Raw genomic sequence first — 17,590 nt, forward strand, 5'->3', positions numbered from 1 at the left:
CCCGGAACCCACAGATCAAGAGGAAGGCCATGGCCAACGAACACTCCCCGGCCCGTAACGGGGCCGAGTTGTTTATCCGGGCGCTGGAAAACGAAGGCGTTGAATACATTTTCGCGGTGCCCGGTGAGGAGAATCTCGCCTTCCTTGAAGCTCTGCGGACCTCCAGTATCAAGCTGGTACTCAACCGCCATGAACAGGCTGCCGGGTTCATGGCCGCCACCTATGGCCGCCTGACCGGCCGGGTGGGTGTGTGTCTTTCCACACTGGGGCCAGGAGCCACCAACTTCGTAACCGCAGCCGCCTATGCCCAGCTCGGCGGTATGCCGATGATGATGATCTCGGGCCAGAAGCCCATCAAATCCTCCAAGCAGGGGTTGTTCCAGATCCTGGATGTGGTGGATCTGATGCGTCCGCTTACCAAGTACACCCGGCAGATCACCAATGCCAACACCATACCCGCCAAGGTTCGGGAAGCTTTCCGTCTGGCTTCCGAGGAACGCCCGGGTGCGGTGCATCTGGAGTTGCCGGAAGACATTGCCGACGAGGTGCCTGAATCCGACACCCATATTTTCAAACCCAGTGATGCCCGCCGGCCCTCAGCCAGTCCCAAAAGCCTGGAGATGGCCTGCGAAATGCTTCGCGAAGCCCGGCATCCCCTGATCATGATTGGTGCCGGCGCCAACCGGAAGCGGGTGTCCCAGGCGCTGCTGCACCTGGTGAATGTCACCGGCATCCCGTTCTTTACCACCCAGATGGGCAAGGGCGTGGTGGATGAGCGTCACCCCCGTTATCTGGGCAACGCTGCTCTGTCGGCCGGGGATTTCGTGCACTGTGCAATAGATCGGGCAGATCTGGTGATCAATGTCGGCCACGATGTGGTGGAGAAGCCACCTTTCTTCATGACCCCCGGCGGCAAGAAAGTCATTCATGTGAACTTCAGTGCTGCCGACGTGGACCCGGTGTATTTTCCTCAGCACGAGGTGGTGGGAGATATCGCCAACAGCGTGGAATACATGGCCGAGAACTGTGGCCAATGCGCCAACCACGACTTCACTCGCCTGATGGAAGTGAAAGAGGCGGTGGACGCCCACCTGCAGGAGCGGGCCGAGGATGCCCGTTTCCCGGTGATTCCCCAGCGTATTGTTCATGATGTACGTCAGGTGATGCCGGAGGACGGGATCATCACCCTGGATAACGGCATGTACAAACTCTGGTTTGCCCGCAATTACCCGGCCTACGACAACAACACCGTGCTTCTCGACAACGCACTGGCGTCCATGGGCGCCGGCCTGCCCAGCGGGATGATGGCTTCCATGCTGTATCCGGATCTCAAGGTGATGGCGGTCTGCGGCGATGGCGGCTTCATGATGAACAGCCAGGAACTTGAGACCGCGGTACGCCTGAACCTTAACCTGGTGGTGTTGATTATCAACGACAGTGCCTACGGCATGATCAAGTGGAAGCAGGGGCAGGAGGGTTACACCGATTTCGGGCTGGACTATCGCAATCCGGATTTTGTCACCTACGCCGAATCCTATGGTGCCAAGGGGCACCGGGTGACCCGCACGGAAGACCTGCGGCCAACGCTGGAGCAGGCCCTGGCAGAGGGCGGTGTCCACCTGGTCGAGGTGCCGGTGGATTACAGTGAAAACCGTCGGGTGTTTGATGAGGAGCTGGCGGAACTGACCTGCAGGTTGTAAGGGGTGTATCATGCTCTGCGGATGTTGAACCCGAGGTAACACAGCAATGATCCGTTTCCTTACCCGTGGCCTGATTGCCGCCCTGACACTGACCATGCTCGCCGGTTGTAGCAACCCCGAGACGCCCCAGGAAGTGGCGGCGGCCTTCTGGCAGGCCATGGCCGAGAACGATGCCGGCGACGTGATGGAGTACTCCACCCTGGCGGACACCGCCGCGTTCGACGGTTACCAGCGGAGCTGGACGGATGCTGTGCCATCGTTCGGGCGGGTGGTCATCGAAGACCGTGAAGCCACCATCGTAACCCGCCTGCCTCCCGAGGCGGGCACCGAGGGCGAGCGGCTGGAGCTGGTCACCTACCTTGTGCGCGTCCAGGAGCACTGGCTGGTGGATTACGACCGCACCGGCGAGGCCATCCTCAATCCCTCCCCGTTCAACAGCATCATGGGTGAGCTCAGCCGGCTTGGCGACGAGCTCAGCGCCCGTTTCTCCTCATCCTCAGACGACTTTGAGCAGCAAATGGAACAGCTGGCTCAAGACCTGGAGGCCTATTCTGAGGAAATGGGCCGGCAGGCAGAGAGCGCCATGGACGAGTTCGGTAAAAAGCTGCAAGAAGCCATGCGGGAGCTTGAACGCTCGGTGGAAGAAGCCCTGAAAGACAATGAGCCAACACCCGAGGAGGACCGGGTGATCCTGGAACAGGCTGCCCGGGATCTGGATCGCCAGGCCGATGAGCTGAGCGATCCGACCATGGAATCCCTCGCCAACGCCAGTCGTACCGTGGCGGAAACCGGCGAACGCTTCACCCGCCTGAGCGAGGATACCCTGAACCGTTATCAGGATGAGTGGCAACAGAAGCTGGCTGAGATGCGCGCCGACGCAGACGAATTCATCGAGCAGCTCAGGCCTTAACGGGCCTGCTCTGCGCCTCTCAACATGGCCTGAAGCAACTCTTCGGCATCAAACTTGGTCAGGGCCTCGTTGGCACCAACCTGATTGGCATAACTCAGGCTCATCTCACTGTTCAGTGATGTATGCAGAATGATGTAGGGCTGCTTCAGCGCTGAATTGTCCCGGACATTGAACGCCAGCTCGTACCCGTCCAGCCCCGGCATCTCGATATCGCTCACCAGGATGTCTGTGGGCCGGCCCAGTTCGTGGTCCCGCAGCAGGATCTGCAGGGCATCATCGCCATTGGACGTTACCTGATAGGGGATGTCCTTGCTGTCCAGCACATCCGAGAGCTGCTTCCTGGCAACCTGGGAATCGTCCACCATGAGAATGTTCAGGGCCTTGAGGGTCTCACTCTGCACATCTGTGAGCACTACCTCCTGGGTATCCAGGGATTCCGGGTACACCTTGGCCAGCAGCAATTCCACATCCAGCAACTGGATGATATCGCCCTCCACGTCCAGCAGGCCGGTGATAAAGGCCTTGTTGCCCAGGGCCTTGGGCGGCGGCATTACTTCCTTCCAGTCGGTTTCGATAATCTGCTGAACGCTGCGCACCAGAAAACCGATCTCCTGGCGCTGGATATCCGTGACAATAATCGAGGCCTTTTCCTGTTCTTCCCGGGTCAGCGGTGGGTAGCCCACGGCCGCGGCCATATCAATAACAGGAACGGCGGAACCCCGGAAAGTGGCCGTGCCGATGACCGCATGATGGCTGTGAGGCAGCTTGGTCAGCCGCATGAAAGGCAGGATTTCCCGGATCTTCAGGGTACCGATCCCGAACAGACGCTCGCCGGAAAGCCGGAACAGCAGAAGTTTCTGGGTCTGCTTCGCTTTGCTGGACATAAAACCGGGTCCTTTCAACTGCAAAAGCCCCTGAAGCAGGAGCTTTTTCAAGAAGTTGGTTCAACAGGCTGTTTGCCGGACATTGTTCAGCCCGCAAACCAGGGGTATGTAGCAATAGTAGCAGCTTTACCGTGAACGGGGATTCAGAAGGATTGTTTCAAATGGTGACAGAGTTTCTCTATGCCGTGGCGTCACCAGGGAAGATTGTTTAAAACGAACCAGGCTGTGCCACCGGTCGCCAGAATTGCCACCAGCGCGAGCAGGCCATCCCGGGCCACAATGGCCAGGCCAAACGCCATCAGGGCAATTCCGGCACCGTTGGCGCTGAATGGAATTACCTCCATCAGTGGCATGGCAGCGGCCACAACCATACAGATGATGGCGATAACATATTGGCCCGGCCCGCGAACCAGCCAGAGTAGCCGTTGTTTGGTCCAGCGATCCATAAAACGGGCCGGCTTTGCCATCCAGTCCAGTCCCTTGGCAAGCTTTTTTCTCTCAATGTTCCGGCGCGCCAGCTTGGACGGAATCCAGATCGAGTGTCGCTGGAAAATCAGTTGCCCAAGGGTAAGTAACACCATCAGGCCGAGCAGGGTGGGCACCCCGGGAATGTCACCAATCAGCGGCGCCAGCGTAATAACGCCGGCGATCAGAACGAGCGGGCCAAATGAGCGCTCACCGACGGCTTCCAGTACATCGCCCACAGACACCTGAGCCTGTCCCTCGGTATTCGAGCGGAGGCGCTCCAGAAGCTCTGTCAGGCTGGCTGGGTCGTCTGGCTGGTTCATGGCGTTGGTTGAGGCTCCTTTCAATATTTCTCAGACACTACCTTGATTGAGTAAAGAGTGCATGACCATCAGATGACGGAAGGGTTAGCATCGATCTGGTTTTTCAGCGGTTTTGAGCCAGGGACTTATTGGTCTATATTGAACAGAGTTTCCTTCCTCAGCGGCACCAAAGATGTATACAGGCAAGAGTAGCGGATTCCCGTTCTCACAGTCGTTGCCCCCGCGCTTATTTGGACCAGTTTTTCGCAAATCTGCTTTGGTCTTGGCGTCTATGGTCTGTTTTGCGGCCCCAACCTATGGCGACTGCGACATCACCTTGCGCTGGGATGATGACCCGCCGTATTTCATGGTCCAGGATGATGAGGTGGTTGGTATTGATGCCGATCTGGTTCGTGAAGCTATGAAGCGCCTTGAATGTGGCCTTTCTTTCGAAAAATTGCCTTGGGCAAGGGCGCTCCGGGAACTGCGTGACGGGCGGGTGGATATGCTCTCCGGTGCCTATCAGACGCCCGAGCGCGAACAGTATGCCCACTACTCGAAAGTGGTTGGCCTGGTATCCCCCAATATCTTGTTTGTTCGGCGGTCTGACGAGGGCAGGTTCGATTTGAGCGGGTTGCGAGAACTGCTGGAATCGGATTTCAGACTCGGCGCCCAGATTAACGTGTCTTATAGCGACGAATACAGCGCCCTTGTCCAGAATCCGGACTATGAACAAAACATTCAGTATCTCTCCCGCCGGGAGTCGCTCTGGAGAATGCTGGCCCGCAATCGAATCGATGGCGTGGTTGCCAGCAGGCTAACCGGCCTGTACGAGATACAGGAACTGGGGCTTTCCGACAAGATCATGCCCAGCTCACTGGTAGTGTCCAATAAACCCGCGTACTTCGTTTTCTCCAAAGCATCGGTTGGCTCCGAGTTTGTGGCAGATTTTGATCTTGTGCTGCAGGCGATGCTGGATGACGGGACGTTTGCGGCCATTGTGAATCGGTATGTTTGCGTGCCCGGAGGCTCTGGGCTGGCAGAGGCGCAGGCGGATAGGGGCGCATGCCCGTTGGCGATTCGTTGACGTTCGGCCAGGTTTTGGAGAGCGTGTAACGAAAAAAGCCCCTGAAATCAGGGGCTTTCTCTTGGTTTTTTGGTGGAGACGGCGTCCAATAGTGTAACGCTTGTAGGTGCATGAATTTATTGTATTAAAAAAATTATAAGTTACTAAGATACCCCCAGAAATACCCCCACTTTATAAGCGGTGCCCTCTGTTTTTATCCGACTTTCCGGAAGCGTAGCCCGCCAAAATCCTTGGAAAAATATTTTATCAATCTTTTTCGATACAGTCGTTATTGCTCGATACAAGGCGGCAGGTGGCAGGCACGCGGCCCGGTCTCGGGTATCCCCAGCGGCAGGCAGTGGAACCGCCAGCACCAAGCGGGACTGGGGCGGATACCCCCCCCAGCCGCTGGCGGGCATCTGAGGTAGGTAGATCATCACCAGGTACAGGACGGTTCAGCAGCTGGCGGACAGTAGGAGGCCGGGGCGGCCCTCAGGTTGGTGGGGTGGCAGGTGGCTGATCCGCTTCTCGGAGGCCGGACCCGCTAGTTTTTTTCTTGCCGGGACCATGAAGCAAAAAGGCGGCCCATGGCCGCCTCTTTCGTCTTTTAGAGCACTTTCATTAGGCTGCGCTAGCAGTTGTACGTTCTTTCATTGCTTCCGCAATAACACGCAGTACACCCCTGTTCGCTCCAACGACTTTCAGGGACCCAAGCACTTTATCAAGTCCAAACTGCATTACCAGAACACCAAAAAGCTCATCAGCGTAGGACGATGAAATTGAAACGACGGAACTCAAGTCGTAGACGACCACAGAGCCACGTGAAATAGCAGACGCCAGCTTTTCACGTTCAGAAACAGCAGCACTGCGAGATGCTAACGAACAACCATTGATTGTATATTTTTCAGTGTTCATTCTATAAACCTCCTAACCGCTCCATAATTGCGGCAACCTGATCATCAGGCTCGTCTTCTTCCCTGCCTAATTCATCCTCGTACAATCTGCACGATAAAGCAACACCCTCCCACTCGGGGCACGAACTGTACATCATTTGACCGTCAGTATCCATCTGCAAGCAGCCTGTCCCGCTGACAAGGGTGAGTTTTCCTCGGTATTTCCTTATCAGCTCAGTGAGCTTCCAGAGACCCAGCCCTTGATGATTCAGGCGGCTTGTTACTCTCGGAACCGCCGCGCCAAAGGGAGAACCACCAATAATGTCTTCGGGAACAGATTGCGCCCAATCGTCATCATCATCAGCGTGTTTGGTAGAGTTGTTCTTAGTTACGCACCATTGTATGGCTTGGATGTCATCATCGGCTGCTTTGCCATAACGCCTTAGTTCTCGCAAGAAACCATGGCCAGTATCAGCCAGTGCGAACTCGATGGCTGGCCTGCCTCCATTGTCCCAATCATTCCATTTTTGGGCCATTGACACACCGGTTGATCTCCCATGCGCCCACACGTTGTCATGCAGCTCACCGATCACGTTCATTAAATCGATGCTGCCCTGTAAGTCAGGGTTGGAAAGCATTTCTCTAACACAACTAACGATTTGGTTGTTTGCCGCGTCCGTTGACTCAATACAGTCTAGGCGAGTTAAAGGAGAGTAGGTTGATCCAACATTTTTTCGGCAGTATTGGTAATCATCCTCTCCGAATACGCAGTCATTGAAGCCTATGGCAGATGAGTAATCCAGGGTCTTCTGATCCGGGAAATAGATGTTCTTGTTGGCAATGTGGTGTCTCCGAGCTGTGCTGGCAAGCATTACCCAGGCACCCGGATTAACAAAGCCTTTGGGAATGACCAGGCTTGGGGTATCTGATTCAGACGGGTTGCCAACTACTTGCAACGCGGTTTTCAAATCAATCTGCATTCCCTATCGAACTCCATAATCCATTTTGTGGTTCAGATGCTATCCGCAGAGCGGCAGTATTGCTAGGGGACTAAGCTTTTCTCGTATCGCATCCCGAGTATACCTTGGTCGATGATTGGCCATCACCAGGTAAAGGGCAGTTCAGCAACTGGCGGAGAGGAGGCAGCAGGGATGGGCCTCGATCTGGCGGGCAGGTCGGTGGCCTGATCCCGTGCCGGGAGACCAGCAGGGGCAGAGGGAGGCCGGCTCCCGGAGTCAAGGCAACGCAACGATTAGGGGGTTGGTGTTGTGGTGGTTCGTTATGAAACTGAAAGGGAACCAGGGGCGAGCCTAGGCCGGTTGCCCCTGGCTGGTTATTGTTCGTAAGGGTTGCTGCTGCTGATCACATAAACAACTTCAAACGTTGCAAGAACGATCATTTCTTTCTGGCCATTCTCTGGAAAGTCCAGCGTTGCACCGGTGTAGGCAATACTTTTGCAAAGCCCGCCCAATGTGTGATCGTTGCTCAGCGCATCATCCAGCAGACCGGATAACATGGCGTTGCCTTGAGCGCTGGAATTTAGTGAAACGTCACGGGTTGCAAGTTCTGCTACTTGAAGAGTTACTGTGCAGTCATACTTACCGTATCTGTTTTTTTCGGTGGTTTCTGTTGGGTCCCATAGAGCCCTCGCAGGTAGGCCCGATTCCCCATCAAGGCGATCCGCACGGGTTGCACTGATTCTATCTGCAAATGCTTGAACTACCTGTTCCCTAATACTTACTGGCATTAGTAACCCCTCAAAATGTCATCCAGCTTTTTGTTGAATTGCTCCACTTGGTATTCCGAAAGAGATTTAGCCAAATCATCTTTAACGTCAGTGAAGACTTGAGAAAGTGAAGGCCCGTGAAGCCTTAAGCGGCCATTTTCACGTTTCGCTAAGGCGGGCAGGTTGGAGTTTTTGAGTTTAGGAAGAATGAACCACTCCGGACCAAGGCTGATAGGTGAACTGTTTGGTTTGATTTTCACTTTCAGCGGCTGGTCAAGGTTCGCTACAGAGAAGAAACCTTTCTTGTACTTCAACAGGGCACCATATGAAGCCCTGCCCGTATCCGGGTTTACGGCATTCACTCCATACAAGTAATAAACCAGCAGCAGGCCACGGGAGGGGGTAATAATCTTCGCCGTCAGGTTTCCAGTGGTTGCTTTTTTAACCTCTAATCTGTCTCTGATATAGGCCGCCGATAGATTAACCTGAGTCCGTATGGCCTTGTTTGATTCTGTTTTACCCTTCGACGCAGTCGCGTTCAAAGAGCGCATTAACGCCTTTGGGGTGCCCGTGGTCAGTCCAGCCATGAGCATTTTCACTTTGTTTACGCTGGCTTTATCAACTTCAACTTTCATTGGAATATTGCCTTTTTATGGGTCTAAGGGGAGCCATCGTTTTTGCCTGAAATGTCCCGTGGTAATTCAAATTATGGCCTCGCTTTTTCTGGCTGTGGTCCGTCCTGAGATTTCCTCCACTACTTAAAAACGGTCACAACAGGAGAAATCAAAAGTTTTTGTCGGAAAGCCCGGCCAGGCCGCCGCGCGTAGCCCTCTGGGGAAATCAGTACCGGCTACAGGGCGGTTCAGCTGTGGTTACGCGAATTGCCACGGCAGGCAATGACACAAGACTACGAGGGACGGCAGAGGCGAACACGCCTAGAACTTGGGGCGTTTTCTTGTCTTGAATCTATGACGGTTTGCAGGTGATGCCGGTGGCGGACAGCCGGCCCGGTCTCAGGTACCCCCAGCGGCAGCAGCTCGGCACCAGGTAAAGGGCGGTTCAGCCACTGGCGGACAACAGGATATCGGGAGCGGCCCTCAGGTGAGTCGGTGACCTGACCCCATGGCCGGAGCCCAGCGGGGACAATCGGAGACCGGTTCCCAGTCCCGGGGCAGCGGAATGGAGGCAGTCAGCACCGGGCCTGTACCAGATACCCTCAGCACTGGCGGATCGTCACCAGGAACAGCAGCGTTCAGCCGCTGGCGGGCAGTCGGGAACCGTAAGCGGCCTTCACGTAAGCCGGTGGCCTGATCTCATGGCCGGGGCCAACATTGGCACGGAGGCACAGGCATTGAACTGGGGCGGTACCCTGTACCTACTGACAGAACTGACAAAAGCCCCTTCCGTCAGTTTTGTCAGTAGCGTATCCGGAGGCGCGCCAGAAACCGGGGCTCAGCAGGCCAGGCCACCACCAGGTGCAGGGCGGTTCAGCCGCTGGCGGACAGCACGGGGCCTGATCCCATGACCGGAAGGTCAGCAGGGCAGCCGGAGACCGATTTCCGGTGCCGGGGCAACAGCTGGGCGGGAGACCAGCCCCAGCGGTTGCAGGCCATCACCAGGTGCAGGCCAGCGTATTCAGATAAGCCCTTTTTACCTAATTTATATACATAGACAAAACTGACAAAAGTCTTTTTATTTTTATTAAATAAGGGGTTAAGTATAAGAAGCCGGGAGCAGCCCTTAAGCCGGCGGGCAATCCGGTGGCCTGATCCCAGGCCGGAAGGTCAGCAGCGGCAGCGGGAGACCGTCTCCCGGTACCGGGGCAAATACCCCCAGCCGCTGGCAGGTTGTCGCAGGTGTCAGGCAGTGCGGGCACCCGGCCCGGTCTCAGGAACCCACAGGGGCAGAAGATCATCACCAGGTACAGGGCGGTTCAGCCGCTGGCGAGTGGCGGGAGCTGCCCACAGACTGGCGGGCAGGCCGGTGGCCTGATCCCTTGCCGGGAGGTCAGCAGCAACAGCGGGAGACCGGCTCCCGGTGCCAGGGCAACGGCAGGCGGTGAACTGCCCGCACCGGTCCGGACTGGGGCGGATACCCCCAGCCGCTGGCGGACTTCCACGGGGTGCAGGCAGGGCGGACAGCCTGCCCGGTCTCAGGTACCCCCAGCGGAGGTAGATCAGCCACCAGGTACAGGACGGTTCAGCCACTGGCGGACAGCAGGGAGCCGGGAGCGTCTTTTAGGTCGGTGGCCCGATCCTGTGCCGGTATGTCAGCAGCGGCAGCGGGAGACCGACTCCCGGTGCCAGGGCAACGGCAGGCAGTGGAACCGCCAGCGCCGGCGCAATCTGTGGCTGATACCCCGAACGGTGGCAGATCAGCACCCGGTGCAGAGCGGTTCTGTCTCTTCGAATGTTGTTCAATTTATCCGGTCTTCCTTACTTTGTTTTTCTGTTTTTATCTGTGGTTCTTCCCAAGGCTTCCGGGTTGATCCGTATTCTCACTTTATAAAACACCCCAAAAAATGAGAGGAAGGAAGGCTAAGTATCTGATATGTCTACAGAAAAACCGCGCCTCTGCGCACCCTCAGTGACGGTAACCCTCAGAAGGACCCGTTCAATTTTCCTGAAGCAGTGGGCGTGCATTAGGTTCTGGTGTGGTGGTGTGCCTATTGTTCTACTGCACCCGTGACGGTTGCCAGGACAACGGCAGGCAATGAGTCGTTGGCTGTGTTCGATGATCACCAGGTAAGAGGCGACCCGTATAAGCGGTCGAGGAAGGAAGGACTAGGCCGGGGCCGGGGGAGCGTTTAGCGTAAACGATCAACACCGGAAATCAGGTAGCCTTATAGTTAGCCCAGTGCCCAGCCTGGCATCAAGGGGAGGTAGAGTCAGTGTCTACATCCAGTAGAAGAACTCCCGCCACTTGCTGCCGATTTCACAGTATCTGTCCCGAGGGCCGTAGCAGTAGTCACATTCCAGAACGTGATTAATAAAATGATCCCGTGCCTGTTGCTTCCGCTCCGGCCATGCATTGGAGGTTGACGGCTTCTCTACATTAACTGGTGGCGCTGGTTGCTGTTCGGGGGCTTCAGCCCAGGGTTCCGGCTGGCTGGTGTCTCGCTTCCAGAAATAGCCGGGGTCCTTGAAAAGCCTTCCATAGTCCGCCAGCACTTCAGCAGTCACAATCCCGTCTCGAATGTCTGTCAGGTCATCATCAGATAGGCCGGCTTCTAGGTCTCGCAGGGGGAGCCCGGACAATTCACAGGCCCTGACTATCTCACAGTGAACGGATACTGCTTTTGGAGTATCCTCGGATACGCTACTGACAAAACTGACGGAAGGGGCTTTTGTCAGTTCTGTCAGTTTCGGTTTATCCCTTGTGGGGAGTGAATCTACTCGGTTTAACCAACGCCCATTTTTCCCTTTACCCTCTGAACTGCTACTGACAGAACCGACACAAGGCCGCGAAGCTCGCGGCGCTGATTCCGTTGGGGGTGTTGAGTCCTTGCCACTTAACCGGGAAAGCCAGCGCCCCATGACTAGCCCTCACTTACCCAGTAAAAACGAACGGAAGGACGCCCGCCCGTGTCGTTCTGGTAATGGCGTTTGATCTGGTTGTATTCCTCCAGGACGTCGATAGCGTCCTGTATCTGTTCTCGCTCGGTGAGCCCTGTCCATCCCTTGCGCTGTACTTCCCTTGGAGTGAAAGGCGAGGGGAGCTTGTCTTTTCGGAGCTGCATTAATTTCGCGCCTTTAATGGCCGCGTTATCAACAATGGCGTACAGGCGTTTCGCATGGCTTTTCAGATAGTCTGTAAGCTCCAGAGCCATAGCTAAGGAGTGTTCTGATATTGTGGTTTCTTCTGTTTCGATAAGCTCAAATATCAGGCTTAATGCCGCTACAGTCTTAGGCATTTTCTGAAGGTGGGCAGACAACACGGGATGGACATCATCTCCTCGTGATTCCGCTTGCATCTCTTCCCACCAGTCAATAAACATTGCTTGTCCGGCTTCATCAAATCGCGCCCGCTTCCCTTCTCTCGGTATGGCCGCCAGCCGGTGGAAGCAATCAGCATAAGCGTTGTAAATGTCGTCATTCGGCGGCACGTCGTGCCATTTGACGCTTTTCGGGATATCTGGCCACACCGCAAGCTGAAGCCTTTGCACAAAACCATCATTGCCGTGACCCCGAACGGCCCCACGTATCAGCGGCGCTATTTTGCTAGGCTGAATGCCGCCAATAACGGCCAGGGTCATTTTTTCAACGCGGACAATGGCCCGGCCAATGCGGTCAGTGGTATGCGAGTTGTCACCCTCATAGCATTCAAGATAAAACGCCCGGTCTGACGCGCCCTCTTCCTTTTCCAGTTTGGACAACCAGCCCGCCAGCTCATCCCGAACCAATAGCAGGCCATCCGGGTTCTGGTTCATCAAAACCCCCAGTTGTTCTATGGTGGAATCGTTAACGATAAATCGCTTTGGGGTGGGCTCTTCTATATCCCCGACACTGGCCCGCAGGGCTTCCCGTGCCCCTTCTTTATCGCCCTTTTTGGATAGGCGTTTGGCAGTATCTTCCGCCTGTTTTTTCTCAATTTGGGAGAGCTTCAATTCGGCTTCATATTCGGTTTTTTCTGCCTCGTATTCTTGCCAGGCGGCCCGCTCCATACCCTTCAAGGGGGCCAGTGCAGCACCTACCGCCGGTGACTTGCTTGAAGCCGGGCCACCAATCACAGCGCCCCATAGGTTGGGGGTTAGGCCCCAGTCATCATGCTGTTTCGGGCATACTCTGATTTTGTTGCCGACAACGGCAGAAAGCCCGCACAGTGCAGCAATGGCCACGTAATCGGGTGGGCATTGTTGCCGGGTTGCCACATCATCCACAAAAGCCCGGATCTGTTCCGGCAGAGCCTCCATAGGCAGCGGCATTACTTCCGGGTTATCTGGTGGCAGCGGAAGCGGTGGCATCATTTCTTTGGGGTTCACCAGAGGTGGCGGGGTGTTCTTGCTGGGGTCTGTCACTACTTCACCTCATTCAGCCAGGTTGCCAGGTCGTTGAAGTCGGAAAGGTGAACCGGGCACCCTTCAGGCCATTCAGGTAAGGCAAGGCGGGCCGCTGATAGCTCCGCTGCCTTTCTTGCGGCAGCTGCTCCCGGGTTGCCTTCCGTTTTCCTGTCGTCATCACCGCACACAATGAGGTTACAGGAGGGCCAGCGCTGGCGGGTTGCCACTGCCACGGCGGGAAGGTTCCCGGCATCAATGGCAGCCAGCACAAACGCAGCAGGCATGGAAGCGGCCAAGGTCACCCCGGTTGCCCAACCTTCACATATCAGAACCGTGTCAGGTTCTCCGCCAGCTGCACCGGTCACAGGTATGAAGCGCTCCTGTTTGGCCCCCCCTGAGAGCAGCTTTTTGGAGCCGTCAGGCTGAATAAACTGAAGGCTTGAAAGCTCCCCACGTATGTCCCTTATATCGAGAACCAAGGCCGGGCCGATCTGGCGGGCTCTGAGAGGCTGAACTTGTTTTTTCACCAGGTAAGGGTGATCCGGTGCGGCAGGTCTGGCGCTCTTCCAAAGTTTCCGGGCGCGGTGTGCAGCGGTGGCGTGTCGTTGTTTCAGTTGTGACTGGCGGGCCGTTTTGGCCTTTTCCATGCGCTCCCTAAGCTGGCGGCGTTCTGCTTCCGTCAGTTGGTCTTGTCCCTTGCTGCACCAGTTCTCTGCTATGCCGGCCCGCCAGCTTCCAAAGGCTCCAGCTGGCACCCCATCGAGGTGCAGGACATACCAGCCGTTACGGCTCCCTTTCTTATCGCTTTCAACGCGGAACCGGTGCAGCTCACCATCACAAATGAAGTTGGTTTCAGGGGCAGCGGGCAGGCCGGCGTCTGCCAGTACTTGGCGGAAGCTGTCGATAATATCCCCGGTGCTATATTGGTGACTCATCACTGCCCCTTACCGGTTGAAGCCTGAAACGGAATGTTTAAATAGTCGTCAGCTCCTACCAGCTGGCTATGGATGTAGAACAAAAGGTTCAGGTCTTTCAGGCTGAAGAATTGGTAGGCTTTTTCTTTTGGCAATCCCCCTTGAAGAAGGGCGCCTATCAATGTCCGCACAGCTTCAATAGCTCGCCTTTTCTTGGTCTCAGAATCCGGTATTGGAATTGCGTTGAGGGTATAGGGTGATATTGTTGCTATCTCAATCAGCCCTTGAATCAGACGGTCTGTTACCAACTCATCAGGAATTTGTGCATCGTTCTCCGGCTGGCGGGCTTCGATCAAACGAACTGCTAGGTTTAAAAGCCTGTCAGGAGCGGAAGTGCGAGGGCTGTTATGCTCAAGCATTTGAATCAGCCTCCCGCTTTTCTGCCTGCTCTTTAATCCATGCCTGTACTTCTGATTCAAGCCAGCCAACGGAGCGGACAGATAGTTTTATCGGTTTTGGAAACCGGCCCTCTGCGATCAGTTCATAAAGTTTTGTGGTTCGAAGGCCGACCATTGAAATCACCTCAGGGCGGCGAAGAATGCGTTCAGTCATAAATCAAGCTCCTATGGGGTTACGCGAATTGCCACGGCAGGCAATGACACAAGACTACGAGGGGCGGCAGAGGCGAACACGCCTAGAACTTGGGGCGTTTTCTTGTCTTGAATTTATGACGGTTTGCAGGTGATGCCGGTGGCGGACAGCCGGCCCGGTCTCAGGTAACCCCAGCGGCAGCAGCTCGGCACCAGGTCAAGGGCGGTTCAGCAGCTGGCGGACAGCAGGATATCGGGAGCGGGCCTCAGGTGAGCCGGTGACCTTACCCCCTGACCGGAGCCCAGCGGGGACAATCGGAGACCGGTTCCCCGTGCCGGGGCAGCGGAATGGAGGCAGTCAGCACCGGGCCTGTACCAGATACCCTCAGCACTGGCGGATCATCACCAGGAACAGCAGCGTTCAGCCGCTGGCGGACAGCAGGGAGCCAGGAGCTCGCCTCAGGTGAGCAGCCGGGCCGGTGGTCTGATCCCGTGCCGGAAGGTCAGCAGAGGCAGCGGGAGGCTGGCACCCGGTACCAGGGCAACGGCAGGCAGTGGAACCGCCAGCACCGGCCCGGACTGGGGCAGCTACTCCCAAACGCTGGCGGGCTTTCCGTAGGTGGCAGGCACGGCGGACAGCCGGCCCGGTCTCAGGTACCCCCAGCGGCAGCAGCTCGGCACCAGGTCAAGGGCGGTTCAGTAGCTGGCGGACAGTAGAGAGCCGGGAGCGGCCCCCGATCTTGCGGGCAGGCCGGTGGCTGATTCTGTGCCGGGAAGTCAGCAGTGGCAACGGGAGGCCGGCTCTAGGTACCAGAGCAGGGGGAGGCGGTGGAGCCGCCAGCACCGGCCCGGGAGGCTGCCCCATGGCCGGAGGCCAGTTCCCGGTATCGGGTAGGACCTCTTTCACTCTTCTGGGGTTTGATCGCGGTTGGTATCTGGTTCTTTTACGTAATGGATTTTTTTGGCTTCGGTGTATAGTTGCTTAACAACACTGCTCCCGCCCCTAAACCCTTTTGTTTTCATGCTTTGGGCGGCAAGCTCTAACGCTTCATCATAGGAGTAACCCTCATTGCGGAACCGGTTTACAATGACCCAACTTAGCCCCGTGTATTCCAGCCGCTGGCGGGCGTTTGTGAGCTTTACTCCTTTGTGAATCTTGCCGGTTACTCCAAAGGCGTCATCTAGGGTTTTGACCTCCAGTCCTATCAAGCGGTGTGCGGCTTTGCTGACAGCGCTCCCGCACCAGTCCGGCAAGGGAATTTTGGCCACTACGCACCAGTTCAATGCCTCAAAAAGGGCGAGCGGGTCCCCTGATTCCCATTTCTCCCTTTTGGCTGGGATGAGTTCGGTTATACAGCAACGCCTGATTTCTTCCAGGGGGAGCGTTTCAAGGCTGGCTGTATGAATCACCGGGCTTTCAGATAGCGCATTTTCAGCCCTCCAGCGATTGGCGGCAGCTTTGGACGGAAAGGCCGGGGATATTACCTGCTCCCAAGGCTCACCGTCCGGGCCGGTGGTCTCAAGTACAATAACAAATTCAGCCATTGAATCCGCCAGTAGTCAGGCTGATTGTTTGGCTTCTATCAGGTCGAACAGTTGCCCATTCAGCAGCTCTGAAGCGGTAGCCAGTCCACCTATGAAAAAATCACTGTCGAGAAACTCAGGGCGGCCCGTGCATCCCCTCGCGGCTAAGATTTCCTGTTGCAGTCTGGCCACTACTTCTGTGGCTTCCCTCAGCTTTTCCAGTTGTTCAGCTTGCATGGTTTCCATTGCGTTCATGGTTATGTTCCTTTCTCAGTGGTGGTTAGGTTTAGGCTGTCTTGCCACGGTTGAGGGCTACTACATTCCCCTTGCCGGTTCTCAGTTCATCCAGATAATCCGCCCACGTTTGCAGCATGGCGCGGCGGGCTTCAAGGTGGGTGGTTCGGTTGTACGCTCTTCCGGTGGTATCGCGGACAGAATGGCCTAGCTGTTGCTCTATGTACTCGGAACGAAACCCCAGATGTTCCGCCAGCACAGTACGAGCCATGGCGCGGAAGCCATGAGCGGACATCTTGTCCTTCAGGTCTAACCGTCCGAGAGCTGCCCCAATAGTGGCGTTGCTCATGGGGCGCTTTCGGTCCCGCACACTGGGGAATACATACCGGCCCCGGCCCGTGACTGCCTGAACCTCTTTCAGGATTTCCACGGCCTGCCGTGGCAGCGGGGTGACAAGTTGAAACCCGGTTTTGCTGGCGGTGAAGTGCCATTCAGCAGCTTTAAGGTCAATATCCGCCCATTCCGCCTGCCGTAGTTCACCAGGTCGAACAAACAGCAGCGGAGCCAGCTTCAGGGCCGCACAGGTGGCAAAGTGGCCCGGATAGCCATAAAGAGCTTTCATCAAAGGGCCGATTTCTTCCGGCTTGGTAATGGCGGGGTGATGTTTGGTTGGGGGTACTTTGAGAGCGTCCCTCAGGTCTGGGGTAATATCCCGCTCAACTCTTCCGGTGGCTATCCCATAGCGGAACACTTGCCCGCACAGGGTCTTAACCCGTCTGGCGGTCTCGATGTGCCCCTTGTCTTCTACCTTACGAAGTACCCCCAGCAATTCACCAGGGGTAATTTCTCCAATTGGGCGGCGGCCTATGTGCGGAAAAGCATGAACCTCAAGGCGGCGGAGGTTGCGGCCTGCGTGCTCTTCAACCACAGCGCTTTGGTGTACCTCCCGGTACCATTCACGGGCAATGGCTTCAAAGGTGTTGGAGGCGGCAGCATACCGGCTGTGCTTGATCTGCTTCCTGTGGTTGCTGGGGTCTATGCCCTTATCGAGCAGGGCGCGGGCTTCATCCCTCGCGGCCCTGGCATCCTTCAGGCTGACTTCAGGATATACCCCCAGAGCTAAGAGCCTTTCCTTTTTGGCATGGCGATACTTCAGACGCCAATACTTCCCGGATTTCTGAACATGAAGGAAGAGCCCGGCCCCGTCGAACAGCTTATAGGCGCGGTCCTTGAACTCGGCATTCTTGACGCTGGTAGCAGCCAGCTTGTTAACGGCCTGTTTCATGTCGGGGTGTCCGTTTGGGGGTACAAAAAACCAACCTTGAGCGATGTACCCCTAAATGTACCCCCACTTTTCCCGGCTTTCAATGTATTCCGGCGAAC

General features: G+C 56.2%; 18 protein-coding genes. 3 read left to right on the top strand and 15 right to left on the bottom strand.

The annotated features are described in order from the left end of the window. Window positions 1-29 precede the first annotated feature (29 nt). Both A8B84_RS15300 and A8B84_RS15305 read left to right on the top strand, forming a co-directional pair. A complete protein-coding gene (locus tag A8B84_RS15300; protein ID WP_064229967.1) occupies window positions 30-1,700 on the top strand; it encodes an acetolactate synthase large subunit in 1,671 nt (556 codons plus the stop codon). Between the two features lie 46 nt (window positions 1,701-1,746). Beyond that, window positions 1,747-2,610, top strand: a complete 864-nt coding sequence (locus tag A8B84_RS15305) for a hypothetical protein (RefSeq protein WP_064229968.1) — start codon at window positions 1,747-1,749, stop codon at window positions 2,608-2,610. On the opposite strand, the gene A8B84_RS15310 is transcribed toward A8B84_RS15305, so the two are convergent. Next, entirely contained in the window at window positions 2,607-3,494 is an 888-nt protein-coding gene (locus tag A8B84_RS15310) for a chemotaxis protein (RefSeq protein ID WP_064229969.1), read from the bottom strand. The two genes, A8B84_RS15305 and A8B84_RS15310, sit on opposite strands and share 4 nt — an antisense overlap. A 191-nt stretch (window positions 3,495-3,685) precedes the next feature. Next, complete coding sequence (locus A8B84_RS15315; RefSeq protein ID WP_064229970.1) at window positions 3,686-4,282, bottom strand: exopolysaccharide biosynthesis protein; 597 nt, start codon at window positions 4,280-4,282, stop codon at window positions 3,686-3,688. 271 nt (window positions 4,283-4,553) lie between these two features. On the opposite strand from A8B84_RS15315, the gene A8B84_RS15320 reads away from it, so the two are divergent. Beyond that, window positions 4,554-5,348: a substrate-binding periplasmic protein gene (locus A8B84_RS15320; RefSeq protein WP_064229971.1), complete on the top strand. Its 795-nt coding sequence runs from the start codon at window positions 4,554-4,556 to the stop codon at window positions 5,346-5,348. Between the two features lie 600 nt (window positions 5,349-5,948). Here the strand turns inward: A8B84_RS15320 and A8B84_RS21345 are convergent. The 13 genes from A8B84_RS21345 to A8B84_RS15380 all read right to left on the bottom strand — a co-directional run bounded on the left by A8B84_RS21345 (window position 5,949) and on the right by A8B84_RS15380 (window position 17,492). Continuing rightward, entirely contained in the window at window positions 5,949-6,242 is a 294-nt protein-coding gene (locus A8B84_RS21345) for an STAS-like domain-containing protein (RefSeq protein WP_082905170.1), read from the bottom strand. A gap of 1 nt (window position 6,243) precedes the next feature. Then, window positions 6,244-7,200 carry a hypothetical protein gene (locus A8B84_RS15325; protein WP_064229972.1) on the bottom strand — a complete coding sequence of 319 codons (957 nt, stop codon included), beginning with the start codon at window positions 7,198-7,200 and terminating at the stop codon, window positions 6,244-6,246. A gap of 353 nt (window positions 7,201-7,553) precedes the next feature. Then, a complete protein-coding gene (locus A8B84_RS21535) occupies window positions 7,554-7,967 on the bottom strand; it encodes a hypothetical protein (RefSeq protein ID WP_138103181.1) in 414 nt (137 codons plus the stop codon). Continuing rightward, window positions 7,967-8,581: a phage tail protein gene (locus tag A8B84_RS15335; RefSeq protein WP_064229974.1), complete on the bottom strand. Its 615-nt coding sequence runs from the start codon at window positions 8,579-8,581 to the stop codon at window positions 7,967-7,969. Before A8B84_RS15335 ends, A8B84_RS21535 begins: the two co-directional genes overlap by 1 nt. A 1,602-nt stretch (window positions 8,582-10,183) precedes the next feature. Then, entirely contained in the window at window positions 10,184-10,366 is a 183-nt protein-coding gene (locus A8B84_RS15340; RefSeq protein WP_064229975.1) for a hypothetical protein, read from the bottom strand. 474 nt (window positions 10,367-10,840) lie between these two features. Beyond that, the gene (locus A8B84_RS15345; protein WP_138103183.1) at window positions 10,841-11,128 is read right to left on the bottom strand and encodes a hypothetical protein; all 288 of its coding nucleotides are present in this window, start codon (window positions 11,126-11,128) and stop codon (window positions 10,841-10,843) included. Window positions 11,129-11,484: 356 nt separating this feature from the next. Continuing rightward, complete coding sequence (locus A8B84_RS15350) at window positions 11,485-12,858, bottom strand: YfjI family protein (RefSeq protein ID WP_161487090.1); 1,374 nt, start codon at window positions 12,856-12,858, stop codon at window positions 11,485-11,487. A 104-nt stretch (window positions 12,859-12,962) separates the two neighbouring features. Then, a complete protein-coding gene (locus tag A8B84_RS15355) occupies window positions 12,963-13,880 on the bottom strand; it encodes a toprim domain-containing protein (protein WP_082905171.1) in 918 nt (305 codons plus the stop codon). Next, a complete protein-coding gene (locus A8B84_RS15360) occupies window positions 13,880-14,278 on the bottom strand; it encodes a hypothetical protein (protein ID WP_064229978.1) in 399 nt (132 codons plus the stop codon). The genes A8B84_RS15355 and A8B84_RS15360 overlap by 1 nt, the downstream gene beginning before the upstream one ends. Further along, complete coding sequence (locus A8B84_RS15365; RefSeq protein WP_064229979.1) at window positions 14,271-14,471, bottom strand: helix-turn-helix transcriptional regulator; 201 nt, start codon at window positions 14,469-14,471, stop codon at window positions 14,271-14,273. Before A8B84_RS15365 ends, A8B84_RS15360 begins: the two co-directional genes overlap by 8 nt. An 881-nt stretch (window positions 14,472-15,352) precedes the next feature. Further along, window positions 15,353-15,994 (bottom strand): hypothetical protein, encoded by a 642-nt coding sequence (locus A8B84_RS15370; RefSeq protein ID WP_064229980.1) that lies wholly within the window; start codon window positions 15,992-15,994, stop codon window positions 15,353-15,355. Between the two features lie 15 nt (window positions 15,995-16,009). Beyond that, complete coding sequence (locus tag A8B84_RS15375; protein WP_064229981.1) at window positions 16,010-16,228, bottom strand: hypothetical protein; 219 nt, start codon at window positions 16,226-16,228, stop codon at window positions 16,010-16,012. A 31-nt stretch (window positions 16,229-16,259) separates the two neighbouring features. Next, window positions 16,260-17,492 carry a tyrosine-type recombinase/integrase gene (locus tag A8B84_RS15380; RefSeq protein ID WP_064229982.1) on the bottom strand — a complete coding sequence of 411 codons (1,233 nt, stop codon included), beginning with the start codon at window positions 17,490-17,492 and terminating at the stop codon, window positions 16,260-16,262. Between the last annotated feature and the right edge of the window lie 98 nt (window positions 17,493-17,590).

The sequence above is a fragment of the Marinobacter sp. EhC06 genome (assembly GCF_001650915.1).
In the GTDB taxonomy this organism is placed as follows: domain Bacteria; phylum Pseudomonadota; class Gammaproteobacteria; order Pseudomonadales; family Oleiphilaceae; genus Marinobacter.

Bases quoted from the DNA above. Each gene is read 5' to 3' on its own strand.
- A8B84_RS15320 (WP_064229971.1), top strand. From the start codon at position 4,554: ATGGTCTGTTTTGCGGCCCCAACCTATGGCGACTGCGACATCACCTTG.
- A8B84_RS15360 (WP_064229978.1), bottom strand. From the start codon at position 14,278: ATGCTTGAGCATAACAGCCCTCGCACTTCCGCTCCTGACAGGCTTTTA.
- A8B84_RS15315 (WP_064229970.1), bottom strand. From the start codon at position 4,282: ATGAACCAGCCAGACGACCCAGCCAGCCTGACAGAGCTTCTGGAGCGC.
- A8B84_RS15370 (WP_064229980.1), bottom strand. From the start codon at position 15,994: ATGGCTGAATTTGTTATTGTACTTGAGACCACCGGCCCGGACGGTGAG.
- A8B84_RS21345 (WP_082905170.1), bottom strand. From the start codon at position 6,242: ATGAACACTGAAAAATATACAATCAATGGTTGTTCGTTAGCATCTCGC.
- A8B84_RS21535 (WP_138103181.1), bottom strand. From the start codon at position 7,967: ATGCCAGTAAGTATTAGGGAACAGGTAGTTCAAGCATTTGCAGATAGA.
- A8B84_RS15305 (WP_064229968.1), top strand. From the start codon at position 1,747: ATGATCCGTTTCCTTACCCGTGGCCTGATTGCCGCCCTGACACTGACC.
- A8B84_RS15335 (WP_064229974.1), bottom strand. From the start codon at position 8,581: ATGAAAGTTGAAGTTGATAAAGCCAGCGTAAACAAAGTGAAAATGCTC.
- A8B84_RS15365 (WP_064229979.1), bottom strand. From the start codon at position 14,471: ATGACTGAACGCATTCTTCGCCGCCCTGAGGTGATTTCAATGGTCGGC.
- A8B84_RS15325 (WP_064229972.1), bottom strand. From the start codon at position 7,200: ATGCAGATTGATTTGAAAACCGCGTTGCAAGTAGTTGGCAACCCGTCT.
- A8B84_RS15380 (WP_064229982.1), bottom strand. From the start codon at position 17,492: ATGAAACAGGCCGTTAACAAGCTGGCTGCTACCAGCGTCAAGAATGCC.
- A8B84_RS15300 (WP_064229967.1), top strand. From the start codon at position 30: ATGGCCAACGAACACTCCCCGGCCCGTAACGGGGCCGAGTTGTTTATC.
- A8B84_RS15310 (WP_064229969.1), bottom strand. From the start codon at position 3,494: ATGTCCAGCAAAGCGAAGCAGACCCAGAAACTTCTGCTGTTCCGGCTT.
- A8B84_RS15350 (WP_161487090.1), bottom strand. From the start codon at position 12,858: ATGGAGGCTCTGCCGGAACAGATCCGGGCTTTTGTGGATGATGTGGCA.
- A8B84_RS15355 (WP_082905171.1), bottom strand. From the start codon at position 13,880: ATGAGTCACCAATATAGCACCGGGGATATTATCGACAGCTTCCGCCAA.
- A8B84_RS15375 (WP_064229981.1), bottom strand. From the start codon at position 16,228: ATGAACGCAATGGAAACCATGCAAGCTGAACAACTGGAAAAGCTGAGG.